This window comes from Parageobacillus sp. NEAU-HV-2, from assembly GCF_059115485.1.
Map to the genome: position 1 here is coordinate 272,470 of NZ_JBXUJJ010000003.1, position 17,664 is coordinate 290,133.

General features: G+C 46.1%; 20 protein-coding genes and 1 riboswitch. Of the genes, 5 read left to right on the forward strand and 15 right to left on the reverse strand.

Annotated elements, in window-relative coordinates; genetic code table 11:
* Positions 1–24 precede the first annotated feature (24 nt).
* A riboswitch (SAM riboswitch) is annotated at positions 25–132 on the forward strand.
* A 146-nt stretch (positions 133–278) separates the two neighbouring features.
* From AC1WMD_RS07685 to AC1WMD_RS07700, 4 genes are all read left to right on the forward strand, one after another.
* Positions 279–1,292, forward strand: coding sequence for a methionine ABC transporter ATP-binding protein (locus AC1WMD_RS07685; RefSeq protein WP_043905034.1), 1,014 nt, complete (start codon positions 279–281; stop codon positions 1,290–1,292).
* The gene (locus AC1WMD_RS07690; RefSeq protein ID WP_043905035.1) at positions 1,282–1,947 is read left to right on the forward strand and encodes a methionine ABC transporter permease; all 666 of its coding nucleotides are present in this window, start codon (positions 1,282–1,284) and stop codon (positions 1,945–1,947) included. Before AC1WMD_RS07685 ends, AC1WMD_RS07690 begins: the two co-directional genes overlap by 11 nt.
* Positions 1,948–1,984: 37 nt before the next feature.
* Positions 1,985–2,818 carry a MetQ/NlpA family ABC transporter substrate-binding protein gene (locus AC1WMD_RS07695; protein ID WP_186003857.1) on the forward strand — a complete coding sequence of 278 codons (834 nt, stop codon included), beginning with the start codon at positions 1,985–1,987 and terminating at the stop codon, positions 2,816–2,818.
* Between the two features lie 138 nt (positions 2,819–2,956).
* On the forward strand, positions 2,957–4,138 hold the full coding sequence (locus AC1WMD_RS07700; RefSeq protein WP_043905037.1) for an MFS transporter: 1,182 nt from the start codon (positions 2,957–2,959) through the stop codon (positions 4,136–4,138).
* 59 nt (positions 4,139–4,197) lie between these two features.
* Here AC1WMD_RS07700 and AC1WMD_RS07705 read toward each other — a convergent pair whose 3' ends face one another.
* The 7 genes from AC1WMD_RS07705 to AC1WMD_RS07735 all read right to left on the reverse strand — a co-directional run bounded on the left by AC1WMD_RS07705 (position 4,198) and on the right by AC1WMD_RS07735 (position 7,851).
* The gene (locus AC1WMD_RS07705; protein WP_052351488.1) at positions 4,198–4,623 is read right to left on the reverse strand and encodes an HIT family protein; all 426 of its coding nucleotides are present in this window, start codon (positions 4,621–4,623) and stop codon (positions 4,198–4,200) included.
* A 5-nt stretch (positions 4,624–4,628) separates the two neighbouring features.
* Positions 4,629–5,270 (reverse strand): DUF4306 domain-containing protein, encoded by a 642-nt coding sequence (locus AC1WMD_RS07710; protein WP_043905039.1) that lies wholly within the window; start codon positions 5,268–5,270, stop codon positions 4,629–4,631.
* A gap of 129 nt (positions 5,271–5,399) precedes the next feature.
* The gene (locus tag AC1WMD_RS07715) at positions 5,400–5,930 is read right to left on the reverse strand and encodes a GrpB family protein (protein ID WP_043905040.1); all 531 of its coding nucleotides are present in this window, start codon (positions 5,928–5,930) and stop codon (positions 5,400–5,402) included.
* Between the two features lie 16 nt (positions 5,931–5,946).
* The gene (locus tag AC1WMD_RS07720; protein ID WP_043905041.1) at positions 5,947–6,285 is read right to left on the reverse strand and encodes a cupin domain-containing protein; all 339 of its coding nucleotides are present in this window, start codon (positions 6,283–6,285) and stop codon (positions 5,947–5,949) included.
* 32 nt (positions 6,286–6,317) lie between these two features.
* The gene (locus tag AC1WMD_RS07725) at positions 6,318–6,698 is read right to left on the reverse strand and encodes a hypothetical protein (protein ID WP_043905042.1); all 381 of its coding nucleotides are present in this window, start codon (positions 6,696–6,698) and stop codon (positions 6,318–6,320) included.
* Between the two features lie 27 nt (positions 6,699–6,725).
* Entirely contained in the window at positions 6,726–7,169 is a 444-nt protein-coding gene (locus AC1WMD_RS07730) for a thiol-disulfide oxidoreductase DCC family protein (RefSeq protein WP_043905043.1), read from the reverse strand.
* A 13-nt stretch (positions 7,170–7,182) separates the two neighbouring features.
* Positions 7,183–7,851 (reverse strand): SOS response-associated peptidase, encoded by a 669-nt coding sequence (locus tag AC1WMD_RS07735; RefSeq protein WP_043905044.1) that lies wholly within the window; start codon positions 7,849–7,851, stop codon positions 7,183–7,185.
* A gap of 151 nt (positions 7,852–8,002) precedes the next feature.
* On the opposite strand from AC1WMD_RS07735, the gene AC1WMD_RS07740 reads away from it, so the two are divergent.
* The gene (locus tag AC1WMD_RS07740) at positions 8,003–8,287 is read left to right on the forward strand and encodes a hypothetical protein (protein WP_043905045.1); all 285 of its coding nucleotides are present in this window, start codon (positions 8,003–8,005) and stop codon (positions 8,285–8,287) included.
* 469 nt (positions 8,288–8,756) lie between these two features.
* On the opposite strand, the gene AC1WMD_RS07745 is transcribed toward AC1WMD_RS07740, so the two are convergent.
* The 8 genes from AC1WMD_RS07745 to AC1WMD_RS07780 all read right to left on the reverse strand — a co-directional run bounded on the left by AC1WMD_RS07745 (position 8,757) and on the right by AC1WMD_RS07780 (position 17,493).
* Positions 8,757–10,592: a monovalent cation:proton antiporter family protein gene (locus AC1WMD_RS07745; protein ID WP_043905046.1), complete on the reverse strand. Its 1,836-nt coding sequence runs from the start codon at positions 10,590–10,592 to the stop codon at positions 8,757–8,759.
* A gap of 100 nt (positions 10,593–10,692) precedes the next feature.
* On the reverse strand, positions 10,693–11,172 hold the full coding sequence (locus AC1WMD_RS07750) for a DUF5680 domain-containing protein (protein WP_043905047.1): 480 nt from the start codon (positions 11,170–11,172) through the stop codon (positions 10,693–10,695).
* Between the two features lie 118 nt (positions 11,173–11,290).
* Positions 11,291–12,964 (reverse strand): acyl-CoA dehydrogenase family protein, encoded by a 1,674-nt coding sequence (locus tag AC1WMD_RS07755; RefSeq protein WP_043905048.1) that lies wholly within the window; start codon positions 12,962–12,964, stop codon positions 11,291–11,293.
* Complete coding sequence (locus AC1WMD_RS07760; RefSeq protein ID WP_043905049.1) at positions 12,942–14,471, reverse strand: class I adenylate-forming enzyme family protein; 1,530 nt, start codon at positions 14,469–14,471, stop codon at positions 12,942–12,944. The genes AC1WMD_RS07755 and AC1WMD_RS07760 overlap by 23 nt, the downstream gene beginning before the upstream one ends.
* A complete protein-coding gene (locus tag AC1WMD_RS07765; RefSeq protein WP_043905050.1) occupies positions 14,468–14,857 on the reverse strand; it encodes a MerR family transcriptional regulator in 390 nt (129 codons plus the stop codon). The genes AC1WMD_RS07760 and AC1WMD_RS07765 overlap by 4 nt, the downstream gene beginning before the upstream one ends.
* Positions 14,858–14,961: 104 nt before the next feature.
* Positions 14,962–15,750: an ABC transporter permease gene (locus AC1WMD_RS07770; protein ID WP_494256542.1), complete on the reverse strand. Its 789-nt coding sequence runs from the start codon at positions 15,748–15,750 to the stop codon at positions 14,962–14,964.
* A gap of 2 nt (positions 15,751–15,752) precedes the next feature.
* A complete protein-coding gene (locus AC1WMD_RS07775; protein WP_043905052.1) occupies positions 15,753–16,526 on the reverse strand; it encodes an ABC transporter permease in 774 nt (257 codons plus the stop codon).
* Positions 16,516–17,493 (reverse strand): ABC transporter ATP-binding protein, encoded by a 978-nt coding sequence (locus tag AC1WMD_RS07780; RefSeq protein ID WP_494256544.1) that lies wholly within the window; start codon positions 17,491–17,493, stop codon positions 16,516–16,518. The genes AC1WMD_RS07775 and AC1WMD_RS07780 overlap by 11 nt, the downstream gene beginning before the upstream one ends.
* Positions 17,494–17,664 lie beyond the last annotated feature (171 nt).

Below are 17,664 nucleotides of genomic sequence, written 5' to 3' on the forward strand. Positions count from 1 at the left end.
ATGTAAAAATTGCATACAACAAACCGCTTATCAAGAGTGACCGAGGGAACAGGCCCAATGACGTCCGGCAACCTCCCTTTTAGGGAACGGTGCCAATTCCTGCAGAATGGCTTTCATTCTGAAAGATAAGTCGGGTATTGACATACCGATGCCTCTTTCTGAATGAAAGGGGCTTTTTTGTTTTTCACCTCTAGGAAAAACAAAAAAGCAAAACTTCTTATATACATAGTTTTTCAGAATTACTAAAACTCCGCAAATAGATCGGGAGGGAAGAAGTGATGATCGAAATAAAAAATGTAACAAAAATCTATTCCACGAAAAAGAAACAAGTTGTCGGCGTCGACAACGTATCCTTAACCATTCAAGACGGGGAGATCTTTGGAATCATCGGCTATAGCGGTGCCGGCAAAAGCTCGTTGCTGCGTTGCTTAAATCTTTTAGAACGCCCGACATCTGGCCAAATCATCATCGATGGTGTCGATTTAACGGCATTGAACAGCAAACAGCTGCGGCAGGCCCGCTTAAAAATCGGAATGATTTTTCAACACTTTTATCTTGTCAGCTCCAAAACGGTATTTGAAAATGTCGCATTTGCCTTAAAAGCGGCAAAAAAACCAAAAGAAGAAATTGAAAAAAGAGTCAATGAATTGCTTGAAATGGTCGGGCTTTCCGATAAGCGGGACGCGTACCCTTCTCAGCTAAGCGGCGGTCAAAAGCAGCGGGTCGGCATCGCTCGGGCACTTGCCAACGACCCGACCGTCCTCTTGTGCGACGAAGCAACATCGGCGTTAGACCCAAGTACAACCAAATCGATTTTGACGCTGTTGAAAAAAATCAACCGTGAACTTGGCATTACGATTGTGCTGATTACGCATGAAATGGAAGTAGTCAAAGATATATGCGACCGCGTCGCCGTCATGCAAAACGGGAAAATCATCGAATTAGGTACCGTATATGACATTTTTACAAATCCGAAAGAAGAATTAACAAAGTCCTTTATCAATAGTGTATTGCGGTTTGAACTCCCTGATCATCTGCTGCAGAAGCGGACAGGAACGATTGTCAAAATCCAGTTCAAAGGGAAGACCGCCGAGGAAGCAATCGTTTCTGATATGCTACAAGCCTTTAAAGTAAAAGGCAATATTTTGCATGGAAAAATCGAGTATATTCAAGAGATGCCGCTCGGAATCTTTGTCATGGAGCTGACCGGCGAACCGGAAGAAATCGAGCGAGCCATTAACTACATTTCGCAAAGAACGAACGGATTGGAAGTGATTGCACATGCTGCTTGATGCGTTAATTGATTTAATTCCCGAACTGAACAAAGCGTTTTTAGAGACGATTTATATGGTGGCAATTTCCCTTTTCGTCGCGATCCTTGCCGGTTTGCCGCTCGGAATTCTCCTCTTCGTCACCGACCGCGGGCTGTTTTTGGAGAACACAGTGGTCAAATCCGTCCTTGGCTTTATCGTCAATATGATTCGCTCGATACCGTTTGTCATCTTGCTCGTCGGGCTGTTGCCGCTTACGAAACTGATTACCGGAACAACGATCGGACCTACTGCTGCGTCCGTATCTTTGTCGGTCGCTGCCGTTCCGTTTTTTGCAAGAATTGTAGAAACATCCTTGCGGGAAATCGAAAAAGGGGTAATCGAAGCGGCGGTTGCCGTTGGCGCGACACCGTGGATGATTATCAAAGATGTGCTGCTGCCTGAGGCACGCCCTGGCATTGTGCATGGAATTACAATCACAACGATTAGTTTAGTTGGATATTCGGCAATGGCTGGAATTGTCGGCGGCGGAGGCATCGGCGACCTTGCCATTCGCTTCGGGTATTACCGCTACGACAATACCGTTATGATTACAACGATCGCCATTTTAATTTGTCTTGTCCAAATCATTCAGTTTGCCGGCGACCGCATCGCCCGCTTGGTCGATAAGCGGTGAGGTCGTTGAAATATAAACTACTAAGGGGGACTTTATCATGAAAAAACTATCGATCTTTCTCGTTTTCATGCTTTCCATCGGGCTTCTTGCCGCATGCGCTGGCAAGGAAACGGCTCCCGGCACTCCCGAGAAAAAAGAACTAACGATCGGAGCGACTTCCGGTCCTTACAGCGACATGGTCAATAAAGCGATTAAACCGATATTGGAAAAGAAAGGCTACAAAGTAAAAGTAGTCGAATTCAGCGACTATATTCAGCCAAACTTGGCGCTGGCCAACGGTGATCTAGACGCTAATTTATTCCAGCATAAAATTTACATGGAAAATTTCGCAAAAGAACATCACCTCGATCTTTCCGAAGTCATTATCGTTCCAACGGCACCGATGGGAATTTTCTCGAAGAAATTTAAATCGCTTGATGAAATTAAAGATGGAAGTGAAATTGCGATTCCAAACGATCCAACCAACTTGGCAAGAACACTTTTAATCTTGCAAGACAAGAAATTAATTAAGCTCAACCCATCTGTCAACCCGCTCACCGTTTCGGAAAAAGATATAAAAGAAAATATAAAACACCTTAAATTTAAGCCGATTGAAGCCGGCCAATTGCCGCGCACCGTGGAAAGCGTCGATTTGGCCGCTGTTCCTGGCAACTATGCCTTAGCCGCAAAAATGAATTTAATGGATGCCATTGCACTCGAAAACATGCCCGATGACTATCGCAACCGCGTCGTTGTCAACACAAAAGATTTAAATAAACAATTTGTCAAAGATATTAAAGAAGCCGTCGAATCGAAAGAGTTCGAAGAAGTGATTGACAAAGAATTTAAAGGATTCGGAAAACCAAAATGGATGTTGGAACGAAAACAGTAACAATGATGCAAACACGCCGTCTGATTGCGGCGTGTTTGTTTTCATGATTTTCGATAGTATTTTAGGACATGGACGTCTTCCATCTAAAAGAGTTATAGTAAGAATATAACAATAAACAAAATAAAAGAGGCGAGAACATTGACGTACATCCAAAAAGGCAGCGCCGAATACATAAAAGCAAGTTTGGCGCTATTTTTCGGCGGGTTTGTCACCTTTGCGATTTTATACACGACACAGCCGCTGTTGCCGATTTTCGCGAAAGAATTTCACGTTTCCGCCGCATCCGCCAGCTTAACGGTGTCTGCGTCTACTGGAACGTTAGCGGTAATGATGCTCATAGCAGCCAGTTTATCCGACCGCATCGGCAAAAAGAATGTGATGATGATGTCCATGCTGCTGACATCAATATTGTCGATGGCCATGGCATTTAGCCCAAACTTTATTTCCCTTGTCCTTGCACGCACGTTTCTCGGCATGACAGCCGCGGGCATTCCGTCCCTGGCGATGGCCTACGTCGCTGAGGAATTTCATCCAACCGGAATCGGAAAAGTAATGGGTCTCTATATTAGCGGGACGAGTATCGGCGGCATGGCTGGACGGATTGTAACAGGCCTGTTAACCGACTTGTTTTCGTGGCGGACGGCGCTGTTTGCCATCGGCGCGATTTCCCTTCTGTTAAGCGTAATTTTTGCTCTCATTCTCCCGACACCTCGTCATTCGGTGAAAAAACCGCTCAACGGCAAAACCGCGATGCGGGCGTATGCTGTCCATTTGCGAAACAAACCGTTAATGGCTCTCATTGTGCTTGGCTTTTTATTTATGGGCGGATTTGTGACGTTGTATAACTATATCGGCTTTTTATTAAGCGAGCCGCCGTATTCATTCAGCCAGTCCATTCTCGGGTTCCTTTTTATCGTATACATATTTGGCAGCTTTAGCTCGGTTTATATGGGAAGAAAAGCCGATTTATACGGCCATGCGCTGGTGTTAAGCATTTCAGTGGCATTGACCGCGCTTGGTGCGGTGGTTACGCTCGTTCCATCTGTTGTTGTCAAAATCATCGGACTTTCGTTATTTACCTTTGGCTTTTTCGGCTGCCACTCGATCGCGAGCACCTGGATTGGCGAGCGTGCGAGCGTGAATAAAGCGCAAGCTTCTTCTCTTTATCTCTTATTCTATTATTTGGGCTCCAGCCTTGCTGGCACAGGCGGCGGCTATTTTTGGACCCACTTTCATTGGCTTGGCGTCATCGCATTTATCGTGGTTTTATTGCTATTAAGCTTTCCACTTATTGGCTATGCTCAAAAGCAGCTCGAGTAATTCCCACGATTACCACATAAGAGAGAGAAGATGCTTATTTTCCTTCTCTCTTTTCTTGATTAGGACTTTCCTAAAACACGATGAAAATAGATTTTCAGATTAGCGGCTGTTTCGGCAAGCCGCTGCTTCGCTCCTGTATCGAACAGCGATTCACTCCATGTAAATCCGTCCCCGATAAACCGAGGAATAATATGCATATGATAATGCCCCAAATCGTTAAACACACCGCCATTTTGGCAAATGGTAATGCCGTCCGCCCCATACCGTTGTTTTAGCACGTTTGCACATAATTGCGATGTTTTCATCACATGCAGCGACAGCTCCTCATCCATTTCTTCCAATTCCCGAATATGTTGCTTCGGTAAAATAAGCATATGTCCTTCGTTGAATGGATCAATATCGAGCACACAAGTGACTAGCTCATCATCATATACTATATATGTTGGTTCTAATCCATGCGCAATCCGGCATCCTAAACAATCCACCTTTATCACCTCTTTACTAGCGTGATGACGCTCCTGACAAGGAAGTGCACGACAAGCTGGCCAAGTGTATACACAATCGCTGTAAACACCATAGCTACATTTCTCGTAACAGGCTTAAACCAATGCAGATCATTCGGGATCGCAAGCGACGCAAGGCACAATGTCAAAACCGCAGCGATTCCGTTCATCAGGAAAAACGTTTTCCAGTTTGCTTGTGTGGATAGGCCTCCTACAATGATAATAGCGACACATAATACAATAGCAGGAGATGCAGACGAACGCATCGAAATATATTGATTATATTCGAAAAAATGAAAGAGAAACGGGACAGGAATCCATGACAGTGCCAAATATACCGTTTTATATGAAAGGTTTTTTTTATAAAGCTGATACAGTGGATACAGAACGAAGAACATTCCTGATGCAATACAAAGGTAGGAAAGCGGGTATGTCTTTAGCGAGATGAGAAAAACATCGATGGGGTAAATATCGCTGCAATATTCCACATCTTTCGGAGTAAAAATAAACTTTTGCCGGCAATCCGCCTGGGATTCATAGGCAATTTTGCTGGCGAGAAAAAATGAATACACATACGTCACTAAAAAGGTAGGAAGGCTTAACCCCCAAATCCACCATCCGTACTTCAAAACCACCATCCCCTTTTATACAAAACTTCCCTTTTAGTGTAATTTTACACTATTTGATCTTATAATATGAAGATTTTCCCTTGATTGTCAATCATTTTTTGCAAAAAAAAGAGAGATGGCAGTCCTATTTTATTGTTTCTGTTTGTACCAGGCTAACGCTTTCTTCTCGATTTCTTTTACGAATGCGTCTTTTCCTTTTATATATGCTTCGATATCGGCAGGAAACTGTTTGGCAAGCGCTTCTTTCAGGCGGCTGTATGCCTTGGCCTCCTCGGGATGCGCGATCATATATTCCTTAAACGCTATATGTCTCGCAATATGCTCGCTTCCTGCCGGAAACACATGGACATGGTGGGTGCGCTCATCCCTGCCTTTTTGGAAATAGCGGCGCTTCGGAATGCCGTTTTCTCCCATCGCTTGATAGCCAAGCGCTGCCATCGCATCGTTATAACTGTCGACATAGTCAATATCATGGACCTCTATCATGATATCAACGATAGGCTTGGCACTCATCCCCGGAATGGCCGTGCTGCCGATATGGTAGATGCGCAAACATTGTTCACCAAATACCCGTTTCAGCTTTTCTGCTTCCTCGGTAAACATCGTTGCCCATTGTTCACAAAACGGGACGACTTCTACTTTCCTCGCGATGATCGTCACGTCCTTTCATTCACTTTTATAAACTTACTCGATCTCCTTGAGAAGCTGGTTGCGAAATAACAAGAAACTCCACATCCTCACTTGATCGGTTAAACGCTTGATGAGGGGTAAGCGGAGGGATTTCGACTCCTTCGTGACGAGTAAGAACGATTTCCTTACCATCGATTTCTAATGTGAGAATTCCCGATAAAACAAAGAAAAATTGCTTTGCCTTTTGGTGATAATGTCGTACTTCGGCAGTGCCGGCCGGCATCTTCTCATGAATGATACTCCAATCTGAATCTTTTACTAAATGCCACCCGTCACAGCGACCGCCCCATATATAATGTTCGGCATTATCCTTGCTCCGTTTCATATTGTTTCCTCACTTTCATCATGGTGAAACAATTATTTTTGACTTTCGATAACCTGTAGCCCGAATTGCAAACAGTCTTCACAAATCGAGGCAAACGGCCCTCTGGCAAGACGATTTTTTTCACGCAAGCAAAAAGAGCATCGTTCTTTTGTATTTTCTTTAGACGCTGAGAACGTATCGTTTATTAGCGTTTTCATGTTCTCGTACACATGATGGATAAATTCTTCATCAATATATTCAAACTCCCCTTTGAGTTTCATGGCTGCTAGCTTGCTAGCGACTGCCATTCCTTCATAAAATCGCTGTCTCTCTTTATCTTCACCATTTTTCACTGCCGCCATCATGTCTTCGGAAAACTGTTCCAACGCTTTCACCGTCAAGCTGTCCAGCCATGTTTTTTGGCCGCCATTCATTAAATCATCTCCCCCTATTTCAGTTACTTATTCCGAATACGACAATAAGCAAACATTTTCCTCCCTATTGTCGCTTTGTTGCTCATCAAGAAACCGCGCGCGAATATCAGGAGTAGGCATAAGACAACAATCCCGTTTTCCAAACCATTGATACCGATGTTTAGCAACAAAATCATATACATAATCCCGCAGCGGCTTCGGAATAAGCCAAAACAAATAAAACAGTTTCCAAGCGCCTTTCAGTCGCCGGCAAATGCGGAGAGCGGCGCTTGACTTCGTATAATAGCGGCCGTCTTCGAGCAACACGAGACTGTCCACCTCGGGAACCCCAAACTTTTGCCGCAGCGCCTCTCCTGATTCACTTTGCAAAGACGCAAAACGAAACACCGCACTCGGGTCGCGCACGATAATAAATTGCACGCTGGCGCTGCAAAGCGAACAAACGCCGTCAAACAAAATAATTGGATTCATCTTTCTCCCCCGTTTACTCGCTATGGACTGGCTCAATGCATTCTATTACATCGTTTTTCGGCGAATTGACAACCGTTGACACTTCGTACATTTTCATCTCTTCGGCAGGATACGGCTGCAATAGTGATTTGACATAATCAGTATCCTCTAACTTCGGGTCTAACCATGCGTCATGCCACTCTTGTGGTAATATCACAGGCATGCGATCATGAATCGTACCTACCAATTCATTTGCCTTTGTCGTAATAATGGTACACGTATACAGAGTTTCACCATGTTTGTCCCATGTCTCCCACAACCCCGCAAACGCAAATGGCTCTCCGTTTCGCAGCGCAAATCGGTACGGAATTTTCTTCGTCCCTTCCTTTTTCCACTCATAAAATCCGTCCGCTAAAATCAAACAGCGCCGGCGCTTCAGCGCATGGCGGAAGCTCGCTTTTTCATCGACCGTTTCCGCCCTGGCGTTGATCATTTTCCAGCCGATTTTCGGATCGTTCGCCCAAGATGGCACGAGCCCCCACTTCATCATCTTCCCAATTCGTGTTCCATTCTCCTCCACAACGGTCAGCACCTCTTGGCTTGGAGCGATGTTGAAGCGGGGAGGGATCGTTCCAGCATAAACAAAATGGAACAATGCTTGCAGCTGCATAATATCAGCCATTAACGAAAAACGTCCGCACATGGCAATTTCCTCCTATCTATAGTAAAAAACAGATAAAAAAGGAATTTGTTTCATATATGTAGAATTATAATACCAAAAAAAGGTTATATGCGTAAAACCCGTTGCATTTTGCCATTTATGTACCGCATTTTATTTTAAAGGAGAATCATAGATGGAACTAATTGCACTTGGTTACTTAGGCGGCGTATTTTGGTTGCTGAAAGGAACGATGCCTGCGCAAAAACGACGGATCGGCGGCGCGTTTTCCCTTCTCATTGCCATTTTTATCGTTGGTTCGTTATGGATCCGCTATCAAACAGGATTTTTCCGCCTTAGCCGCATGGAATGGTACAACGCAGACGGCTCCATTACGCTCGGGAAATGGGCCGTACCATGGTATATCGTATTGTCCTTTTACTGCTTTTCCTTATATTATTTCGCCTTATCCAGAAAATAAAGTCGATGCCTGCGAATAAACGATGGCTTCCTTTCATTCTCGCTGTTTTCTTTACGCTTGTTTATCTTGCTGTTGCTTATTTTTCGCTGTTTTTCGTTGCTTTTCTGTTTTTTCCGTTCGCGCCGTAATAAGGGTAAAAAATCGGGGATGTATTTTGCCAGAAAGCCCCGATTTTTTGTTTAGACTGCTTCTGAATTTTCATTCGAAGTATGCAGAATCCAATACGAAGGAGGCAAGCATGGACAAATTATCAAAAGCGTTATTTAGTATGGTCATTGCTGTATCTATCATTTTCACCGCTATCGTTATCGGGGCAATATATATTTTTTAGCAAGATGGGCTGTTCTCAGAGGATTATAGTATGGATCCGCACAAATAAATCCCCGCTCTGCCATATTGGCTAAGCGGGGAACATCGTATTCATTTTCTATACCTCATTGTCAGCAGATCTCTCATAACAAATGTGCTACTATTCCAACAGCTCCCGCAGCTCAGCAACATACTCACTTGAGCCGGTGACAATGAGGCGGTCGCCCTTATGTAGTTCCGTATCCCCATGTGGAACGATCGATTCATTTTCACGGAAAATGCGGACGATAATGCAATCGCCCATAAACGGAAAGCGGCGGAGCGGGATTCCATCATATTCATTGTTATTCATCGTAATTTCATGTAATGTTGCATCTTTGTTTATAAACATCCGCGCCACTCGCGGCGATTCAATCGACGCCTTCAGCATCGATGTCGACGACAGCAAGACGGACATGACTTCGATGCCTGCCGCCTTTAGCTGTTCGACTTGCACCGGTGTTTCCGCCAGCGCAAGCACCCGTTCCACTCCCCGCTCCTTTGCCGCCAATGCGACCTCGGCGTTCACTTTCTCATCTCCCGTCCAAGCAATAACAACATCGGCGGCAAACGCTTCACGCTTCTCCAATGTTGGCAGCGAATAGTCCTCGATATCCACAATCGGAAACACGTGGCCGGAAAGCGGCAGTTCCATTTTTTCTTGCTGGATATGATACAGCGTCACTTCATAGCGGTGTTCATCTAATTCCCTTGCGGCCGATAACGTAAATTGGTTCGTGCCAATAAACGAAATGGCAATCTTTTTGTCTTCCTCTTTCGGCTTCACAAATAGTTTTTTAAACAAAATCGGCGAAACGATGCTGGAGATGACCGCCACCAAAATAAGCGCGCCCTTCATATTTTCGTCAATGACGCCGATGCGCTCGGCAATCGTAGCCGCGGCAATGACGAGCGACAATGTCGAAACAAGCAAAAACGCCGCGGCGAACGTTGTTTTTGTGTCATACCAGATTCTTAATAGAGAAACAGGAATAATTTTCGAAATCGCCAACGCAGCCACCAATAGCGGAATCATCGTTAAAATCTTCGGCTCGGTGACCAGCGCCCGCAAATCTAAATCGACTCCAACCATGACAAAAAAGATCGGGATAAAAAATCCGTAACCAAAGGAATCTAATTGATGCACCAATTCTTTATTCGGCGACAGCAAAGAAACGAGCACCCCTGCTAAAAACGCCCCTAAAATTTTTTCGGCACCTAATGTCTCCGATAGGGCGACCAAGACGATAATCAGCGTAAATACGGCGCGCGTGCCGATCTGCACCGTTCCTTTTGCCATCGTTTCCATAAAGGAATGTTTCTTGAAATATTTACCAACAAAATAAAAAGCGACACCTGCGGCAAACAAGCCAAGAAGGAACCAAATGCTTTTATGTCCTGGTTCATAAATCGAAACGAAAACCGCCAATAAAATCATTGTCGCTAAATCAGCAATAACCGCAACAAGTAAAATGGTCTGTCCGATCGTCGTTTTCATGAGATTAGTGTCTTTTAACGTAGGAACAACAACACCAAGCGAAATAGTAGAAATAATTAATGTCATTAAAAACGCATTATCAATATAACCTGCTAATACAAATAAATAGGAAAGCCCATAAGACAACGCGAAAATAGCCAAAAAGATCAACGAAGCGACGACAAATTGATTCGGTTCCTTTTGTTTCCTGTTTGCCTTCGGTTTATTCGCAAACGCGGAAAAATCAATTTCTAATCCACTTAAAAACATTAAAAACAAAAAGCCTAATGTCGATAACGTTTCAATCCACATGTCCGGTTTGACAAGATTAAATCCGGTCTTCCCGATTATAATGCCGGCGATAATTTCCGCCACGACAACAGGAATAACCTGCAGGCGTAAACGATTCAATAATATTGGCGTCAAAAAAGCAACGACAACGACAATTAACAACGAAGTAATCGATGACTGTTCCGCCATGCCATTCTCCTTTCCAAACGTTTTCTAGACTTTAGATATTATCCGATAGAAACCAATTTGGCAACAAAACGGTTTCAGCTCGCTAATTCCGGCTCTGGAATCACGGTATTATCATACCGCCGCTGTAGCGTAACTTATACACTTTTTCGCCTGCGATCAAAATACGCTCTTCCCCATAAAAGCGTTCCCATGTGCCTTCATAATCATTTTGATATGTATACGGACCATCTTGCCATTGACGCGGGCCGCGATATGGCGCTTGCATATCAACTAATCGGAGCGCCTTACGTAAAAACGCATAAACAGAAGCTACTTGTTCCCGTGGTAAGCTGGGAATAACGATGCCTCCTGAATATACCATCGACCATACTGGCCTCTCTTTTTCTTCTACTACTTCTTGCCCAGCGAAAAAAACGGAGCCGAAATAAATATCGCGGTATAAATAGTCTCCCTTCTGATATTCCAGCTGCTTTGCTCCGTTCCATAAAGGACGGACCGACGCATTATTCGTCTCGGAAGCGTATGTCCGTTTTTTTGCTTCCACTAGAAAATCAATGAAATTTGCCGTATCTCTTTCCATCGATGTTTCCCTCTCCTTCCTCCATCGAGCCTAATATATTGTTGATTATATCGAATTGTACCCACTTCATTCATCAATAAAACAGAGCCGTCATGAAAGCGGCTCTGTATCATTTCCATTATGAAAAAGATAGCTGCTTCTGTTCATGAATAATCATTTCAAAATGGCGAACAGAAAGCATCTGTTCATCCACTAAATGACGATTCCAAATGTGCTGTAAAAAGAGCTGGGCAATCAAGCAATTCCGCTCATTTTCCTGTGCACGCTCGAGGGCGACGACGCTTAAATAAATGTCGCAAAGGCGGTTGGCGATTTTTTTCGCGTGAAATGTTTGTACCTCTTCTGGTTGGCCGTTTAGCTGTTTCAACGCTTCCGCAAGTTCGTGCAATCCTTGCTTCACCGGGGTGGCGAGCCGCTCTACATCGGCGGAAAGCGTAGAGAGCGCCTTCGTCATTTTGGCAATAAACTGCTCATGAACGCGGTATTTGCGCATTAACCGCAATACTTCCAGTCCTAAAATGTTGGCCGTCCCTTCCCATACCGTCAGCACTTGCGCGTCGCGAAGCAAGCGCGGTGTCACAAAATCTTCGATATAGCCGTTGCCGCCGTGCATTTCGATCGCTTCATGGGCAAAGGCAATCGCTTCTTCAGCGGTGCGCATCTTGAGCAAGGCGATGAGAAGACGGTTCCACGCTTTTTCGTCCTCCGTCGCTTCATCCGGCGCAGTCATGACGCGGTCGAACACGGAAATCATGTCAAAGCAGGCGCTCGTTTGTACTTCTTGCCTTGCCGTCAAATTGGCGAGCGTTTCCCTTACCATCGGATAGTCGGTCAGCTTGCGGCCAAAAGCGGTGCGGTTAGCGGCATACTGTTTTGCCTCCTCTAACGCCCGCTTCATAATGCCGATCGACCCGACCGCATTGCAGACGCGCGACAAGTTTAACGCCTCCATCATATAATAGAAGCCTTTTTTCGGATCGCCGATGACATACGCTTTCGCCCCGTCAAAGACAACCTCTGCGGATGGCACGGCGCGCACCCCGAGCTTATCTTTCAAGCGGCGGATTTGAATGCCGTTTAGCGTGCCGTTTTCGTTGCGCCACGGGACGAGAAATAAGCTCAGCCCTTTTGTTCCCGGCTCGCTCCCGTCGATGCGCGCTAGAACGGTGGCGACGCCGCAGCGGCCGGCGTTGCTGGCAAAATATTTTTCGCCATACAGCTTGTAATGATCACCGCACGGAACGGCGCGCACCGCATTGGCGCCAACGTCAGAGCCGCCCTGGCGCTCCGTTAAAAAAGTGGCGCCTTCATACAGCTCGACTTCCCCGGTAGAAATCACATGCGGCAAATATTTCTTCTTCAATTCCTCATCGGCAAAATGCTCTAGCAAATAAGCGGTGGCCATGGTCAACGTCACCGGGCAATAAAAACCTGTCTCCACCTGCGACAACAGGTAGCCTTGTGCGTACGAATAAATGTAATTTCCTTTCCGTCCTAGCTCAGGAATCGGCTTATGGACGTAGCCGACGATTCCCGTTTCATACGTTTGTTTCGCGGTCTGCTGGTAGCCTTCATTGACCCATACTTCGGAAATATCATTGCCAAAGCGATCGTATTTGATCAGGCGCGGCTGTCCTTCACGGTCGGTGTGTACAGCGCGGCGGTCAATATCGGTCATGCAAAGCTGATAGAATTGTTCCAGCTTTTCTTCGGCATAGGCATACAACTCGTCATCTAAATACTTTTTCAAGTTGGCGAGTAAATTCGGATCAATGTCGCGCAGCCGTCTCATCGTGCTTCCCCCTTAACACTTGTTTTAACACCTTTCCTGTCGCGTTGCGCGGCAGTTCCTCGATTTGCTCATATAAGCGCGGAATTTTATAATCAGCGATCTTTCCTTTTAGAAAACGTTTACAATCTTCCGCGAGATTTTCCAGCGGTCTGGCGGCAACGACAAACGCTTTTGCCGTTTCTCCCCATTCCGGATGCGGAACGCCGACGATTGCGACATCGATAATGTCCGGATGCGTTCGCAGCACATCTTCCACTTCTTTCGGATAAATGTTAACGCCGCCGGAAATAATGATGTCTTTTTTGCGATCGACTACCCAAATATAGCCGTCTTCATCGCGGCGGGCCAAATCGCCGGTAGAGAGCCAGCCGTCTTTGATCGTTTCCTTCGTCTTTTCTTCATCTTTATAATAGCCTTTCATCACGCTTTCCCCGCGCAGCACAATCTCGCCGATTTCCCCCGACGGCACTTCCTTCCCTTGGTCATCAACGATTTTCACTTCGCAATGAAGGGCGGCGTATTTGCCGACGCTGCCGGCTTTTGCGGCGTGCTCCTCCGGCGATAAATACGTTCCGTTCGGACCCGCTTCGGTGAGTCCGTACAAACACATGAGGCGGTCGGTGCGGAATTGGCTGGCAATAAACAACACCTCATCGCGTGACAATGGCGCGCCGCCGTACGTCCAATAGCGGATGGAAGAAAGATTATAGTCATGCAGGCGCGGATGCTTTGCGGTCAGTAAATAAGCAACAGGCGCACCAAAAAAGTGGGTGATTTCGTGCTGTTCGACAAGCTGGAGCAATGCTTCTGGAGAAAACGCGGGTGCCAGTACATGGGTGGCACCGACATAGGTGCCGCCGACAAAAAACAAATGCAGCGGTGCGGAATGGCTGAGAGGCATCATATGCAAAATGCGGCTGTGGCGGTCCATTTTCGTCTCGATGACCATCATCGTCGCGACGGCAAAAATGTTGCGGTGCGTAAACAATACTCCCTTCGGCCGTCCTGTTGTTCCCGATGTGTACAAAATCGTTGCTTCATCCTCTTCGTTCAGCGGGCAAACAATCGGATCCGGCGTCCCTGCCGCTATCAAGTCAGCCATGGATACCCATCCATCGGCTGCTTCTCCTGTTTTAATCCAAACAATATTCTCTTGGCCTACAAGCGAATCAAGCTGCCCGCAAATCCATTCATGGGCGATCACCGCTTTGGCTTCACTATGATGAAGAATATATTGCACCTCGGAAGCAGTGAGGCGCGCATTAACAGGAACGACAATGGCGCCAAGGCGAAGCACGGCAAAGTAAGCAAACGCAAATTCTTTCGTATTCGGCATATACAAAATGACTTTATCGCCTTGGCAAATGCCAAGCCGGGAAAGCGACGAAGCCAGGCGGTTGACAGTCCGGTCCACTTCCGCATACGAAAGCACTATATCTCCATCAATGATCGCAGTTTTATCCGGAAATTTTCTCGCATTGCGGGCAAGAAGTTCCGAAATGTTCATCCTTCCAATCCCTCCAATTCGCGCAATCGCTTTTCAAAATCCACTAGCATCGCTTCCATCTCCTCTTTCAGCTGCATGAGATCGTCGATCCGCTCGTTCACCTCCTTTATTTTCTGCCTTCCATATTCAATCGTTCTTTCCAGCTGTTTCCGTCCGGTGCGGTCTTGATCAAAAAGCGAAATCATTTCATGGATTTCCTCAAGCGAAAAGCCAAAGCGCTTGCCGCGCAAAATCAGCTTTAATTTCGCGCGCTCCTTTTTTGTGTACAGACGCTGCCCCGATTCCGTGCGAATCGGCGCAATCAGACCGCGCTCTTCATAATAGCGGATCGTCCGTGTGCTAATATCAAATTCCTGTGCCAGTTGGGAAATAGTGAAGTAACGCATGTTGGTCCCTTTTATCATTTTAATTTTCTGAATTTTATTTTAATTTACGTTTACGTCAAAGTCAACTAAATTTTCAACATATAAAAAAGGAGGGCTTTCCCTCCTTAACTGCTCGCGCTCGTATAAAAGCGAAGCGCAAAGCGCCAAAAGCGGCGCGCCAACCATAGAAAGACCAAGGCCAGCAAAACGGCGATGAGCGCGGTCGTCATATTCCACTTTCCTAACAACGACAACGCCGGCATGTTCGTAATGACAGCGGCGGGCAGTACATATGTCAGCACAACGCGCACCCAGCCGCGGTACATGCCGACCGGAAATCTTGCTGTTTCAAAAAACGAATCAAAAATAAAGGACAAGTCGTCAATGCGGATGACCCAAAACGACGTCGTCATCAGCATCATCCATAACGAATAAATTAACACAAACGAAGCAGTGATCGTCACGATAAAGACGACCACATCCACTAGTGACGGAATATAATGTTTTTCTACTAATCCGTAGCCAATGACACCGAGACCAAGCAACACATCAATCAGGCGCCAAAACACTAAATGGCGGAAGCTGACGTAAAACATGCTGTCGACTGGTTTTGTCAAAATATAGTCTAACGTCCCTCTCCGAACATGTTCTAATAAACGCGGCATATTCGGACGCAGCGCAAAATCAATCAGCCCTCTAAGCGTATTAAAGACGCCGAGCAAGACAAGCACATCGGCATACGTCCAGCCTCCCAATTGATCGGTCTGATAGAAAAAGATGTTGACTGTCAAAATCGCAATCCCGATGCCAAAAAAGCTGGAGATAAGATTGCCGAGAAACTCGCTGCGATATTCCAATTCTTCCACAAAACAGGCGCGGAAAAACTCGCGGAAAATCCGCACATATCTTCGCATGCTTAACCACCTACTGCCTGATTTTTCTTTAATCCTGCTTCCCATATCCACCGTAGGGCAATAATGAATACAACCATCCAAATCGATGCGATGGCGAAACCTTGCAGCATATCATGGCCGTTGGCTGCTTTAGTAATAATGTCAATCGGAAAGCCAATCATATAGCGAAACGGCAAGAAGACGCTCCATTGCTGTAAAAGCGGCGGAAGCATGGACAGCGGCGCAATTCGCCCCGATAAAAACAAAGAAATTACTTCTAACAAACTATATACTGCCGTCACCTTCGTAATCCAAAAGCCGAGCAGCCCGCAAATATAGCTGAGCAAAAAGCGCAGTGCCGCGCCAAGCAACACCGCCGCCAAAAACAGAAGCGCCTGTCCGCCTGTCACATCAAAGCGAAGCGCGGGTACAAACAGTGCCGCTATCGCCCATATCGGCACTAATATGACGAGAAATAACACTTTATAAACGATATTTTCCGCAATCGCCCAGTGAATCGGATGGAGCGGGCGAATAATATAGTTGGAAAATGTCCCTTCGCGAATTTCATGGTCTAGTTCCCACACGTCCCACGCGCTCGTCATCCGTTCGACAAAAATGACCGCCATAAAGTAAAAAAGGAAAGCATCGCTTTGGGACGGATCAATGTTCATCCATACGACCATTGTAATGAGCGGTTGGGTGACGGCGCCTGTCATCCAGACGAGAGTGGCTAGTCGATAGGCAAGCATTTCGATATATTTCATGCGCAGAAGGGCGATATATTTACGAATCATGTAATCCCTCCTGAAACGCGCGCGTAATCACTTCTTCCATCGGCGGGTCTTGAATGTTTATGTCATGGACGTGAAAATGCTGCAAAAAATGTGCCGACACTTCTGCCACTTTCTCCCGCGCCACCCGCAATGCCACATTGCCGTCTTCAATCTCCACAACCTCTCCGTAATCTTCCCAGCGCACGTCAGGCACCTTGGCAAAGCGAACTTCGAGCCGCTTGTACGGGGCGAGCTTCTCCGTCAGCACCGTCAACTCCCCATCATAAATCAGCTTTCCATAATTGATAATCATGACGCGGTCGCACAGCGCTGTCACATCGCCCATATAATGCGACGTCAGCAAAATGGTCGTTTCATGCTCGTGGTTGTAATCAATGATAAAGCGGCGCACTTTTTCCTGTGTATGGACATCAAGCCCGATCGTCGGCTCGTCTAAAAACAATACTTGCGGACGATGCAATAGCGCCGCCGCCAGCTCGCAGCGCATCCGCTGTCCGAGCGACAAACTGCGCGTCGGTTTGTCTAGCAGCGGTGCTAACTCAAGCAATTCGACCAATTCGTCCAACGTTTCGCGAAACGTCCGATCATCGATTTCATAGATTGCTTTGTTGACCAAAAACGTTTCCATCGGCGGGATATCCCAAATGAGCTGGCTTTTTTGCCCCATCACCAAACTCATCATTTTTTTAAATTCAGCCTTTTGTTCAAACGGAACAAAGCCGCCGACCGTAATTTCTCCCGAAGTCGGATGCAGCAGCCCGGCCAGCATCTTCATCGTCGTCGTCTTTCCTGCTCCATTCGGTCCTAAAAACCCGACAATCTCTCCTTTTTGAATCGTAAACGAAATACCTTTGACTGCTTCCACCACGCGATATTCGCGCCTCCACAAGCTGCGCACGGCCTCCAGCCAGCCCGCCTGGCGGGCATGCACGCGAAATGATTTATGCAAATGCTTCACGTCAATCATCGTTTTCTTCCCCCAGCTGATGCCAAGAAAATTTTGTCCGTACATTATTTTTATATGATTGGCGAGCAGCATGCAAACAAAAAAGCAGGCTTTGCATCATTATCAAGGCCTAAAAAATAAAGGAGCGTACATATTATACATGACCAATATGTACGCTCCTTTCCGTTAGTG

Coding starts and splice junctions, on each gene's coding strand:
- AC1WMD_RS07760 (WP_043905049.1), bottom strand. CDS start 14,471: ATGAACATTTCGGAACTTCTTGCCCGCAATGCGAGAAAATTTCCGGAT.
- AC1WMD_RS07740 (WP_043905045.1), top strand. CDS start 8,003: ATGGAACTAATTGCACTTGGTTACTTAGGCGGCGTATTTTGGTTGCTG.
- AC1WMD_RS07730 (WP_043905043.1), bottom strand. CDS start 7,169: ATGAATCCAATTATTTTGTTTGACGGCGTTTGTTCGCTTTGCAGCGCC.
- AC1WMD_RS07770 (WP_494256542.1), bottom strand. CDS start 15,750: ATGCGAAGATATGTGCGGATTTTCCGCGAGTTTTTCCGCGCCTGTTTT.
- AC1WMD_RS07765 (WP_043905050.1), bottom strand. CDS start 14,857: ATGCGTTACTTCACTATTTCCCAACTGGCACAGGAATTTGATATTAGC.
- AC1WMD_RS07735 (WP_043905044.1), bottom strand. CDS start 7,851: ATGTGCGGACGTTTTTCGTTAATGGCTGATATTATGCAGCTGCAAGCA.
- AC1WMD_RS07685 (WP_043905034.1), top strand. CDS start 279: ATGATCGAAATAAAAAATGTAACAAAAATCTATTCCACGAAAAAGAAA.
- AC1WMD_RS07755 (WP_043905048.1), bottom strand. CDS start 12,964: ATGAGACGGCTGCGCGACATTGATCCGAATTTACTCGCCAACTTGAAA.
- AC1WMD_RS07775 (WP_043905052.1), bottom strand. CDS start 16,526: ATGATTCGTAAATATATCGCCCTTCTGCGCATGAAATATATCGAAATG.
- AC1WMD_RS07720 (WP_043905041.1), bottom strand. CDS start 6,285: ATGAAACGGAGCAAGGATAATGCCGAACATTATATATGGGGCGGTCGC.
- AC1WMD_RS07690 (WP_043905035.1), top strand. CDS start 1,282: ATGCTGCTTGATGCGTTAATTGATTTAATTCCCGAACTGAACAAAGCG.
- AC1WMD_RS07695 (WP_186003857.1), top strand. CDS start 1,985: ATGAAAAAACTATCGATCTTTCTCGTTTTCATGCTTTCCATCGGGCTT.
- AC1WMD_RS07725 (WP_043905042.1), bottom strand. CDS start 6,698: ATGAATGGCGGCCAAAAAACATGGCTGGACAGCTTGACGGTGAAAGCG.
- AC1WMD_RS07750 (WP_043905047.1), bottom strand. CDS start 11,172: ATGGAAAGAGATACGGCAAATTTCATTGATTTTCTAGTGGAAGCAAAA.
- AC1WMD_RS07780 (WP_494256544.1), bottom strand. CDS start 17,493: ATGATTGACGTGAAGCATTTGCATAAATCATTTCGCGTGCATGCCCGC.
- AC1WMD_RS07745 (WP_043905046.1), bottom strand. CDS start 10,592: ATGGCGGAACAGTCATCGATTACTTCGTTGTTAATTGTCGTTGTCGTT.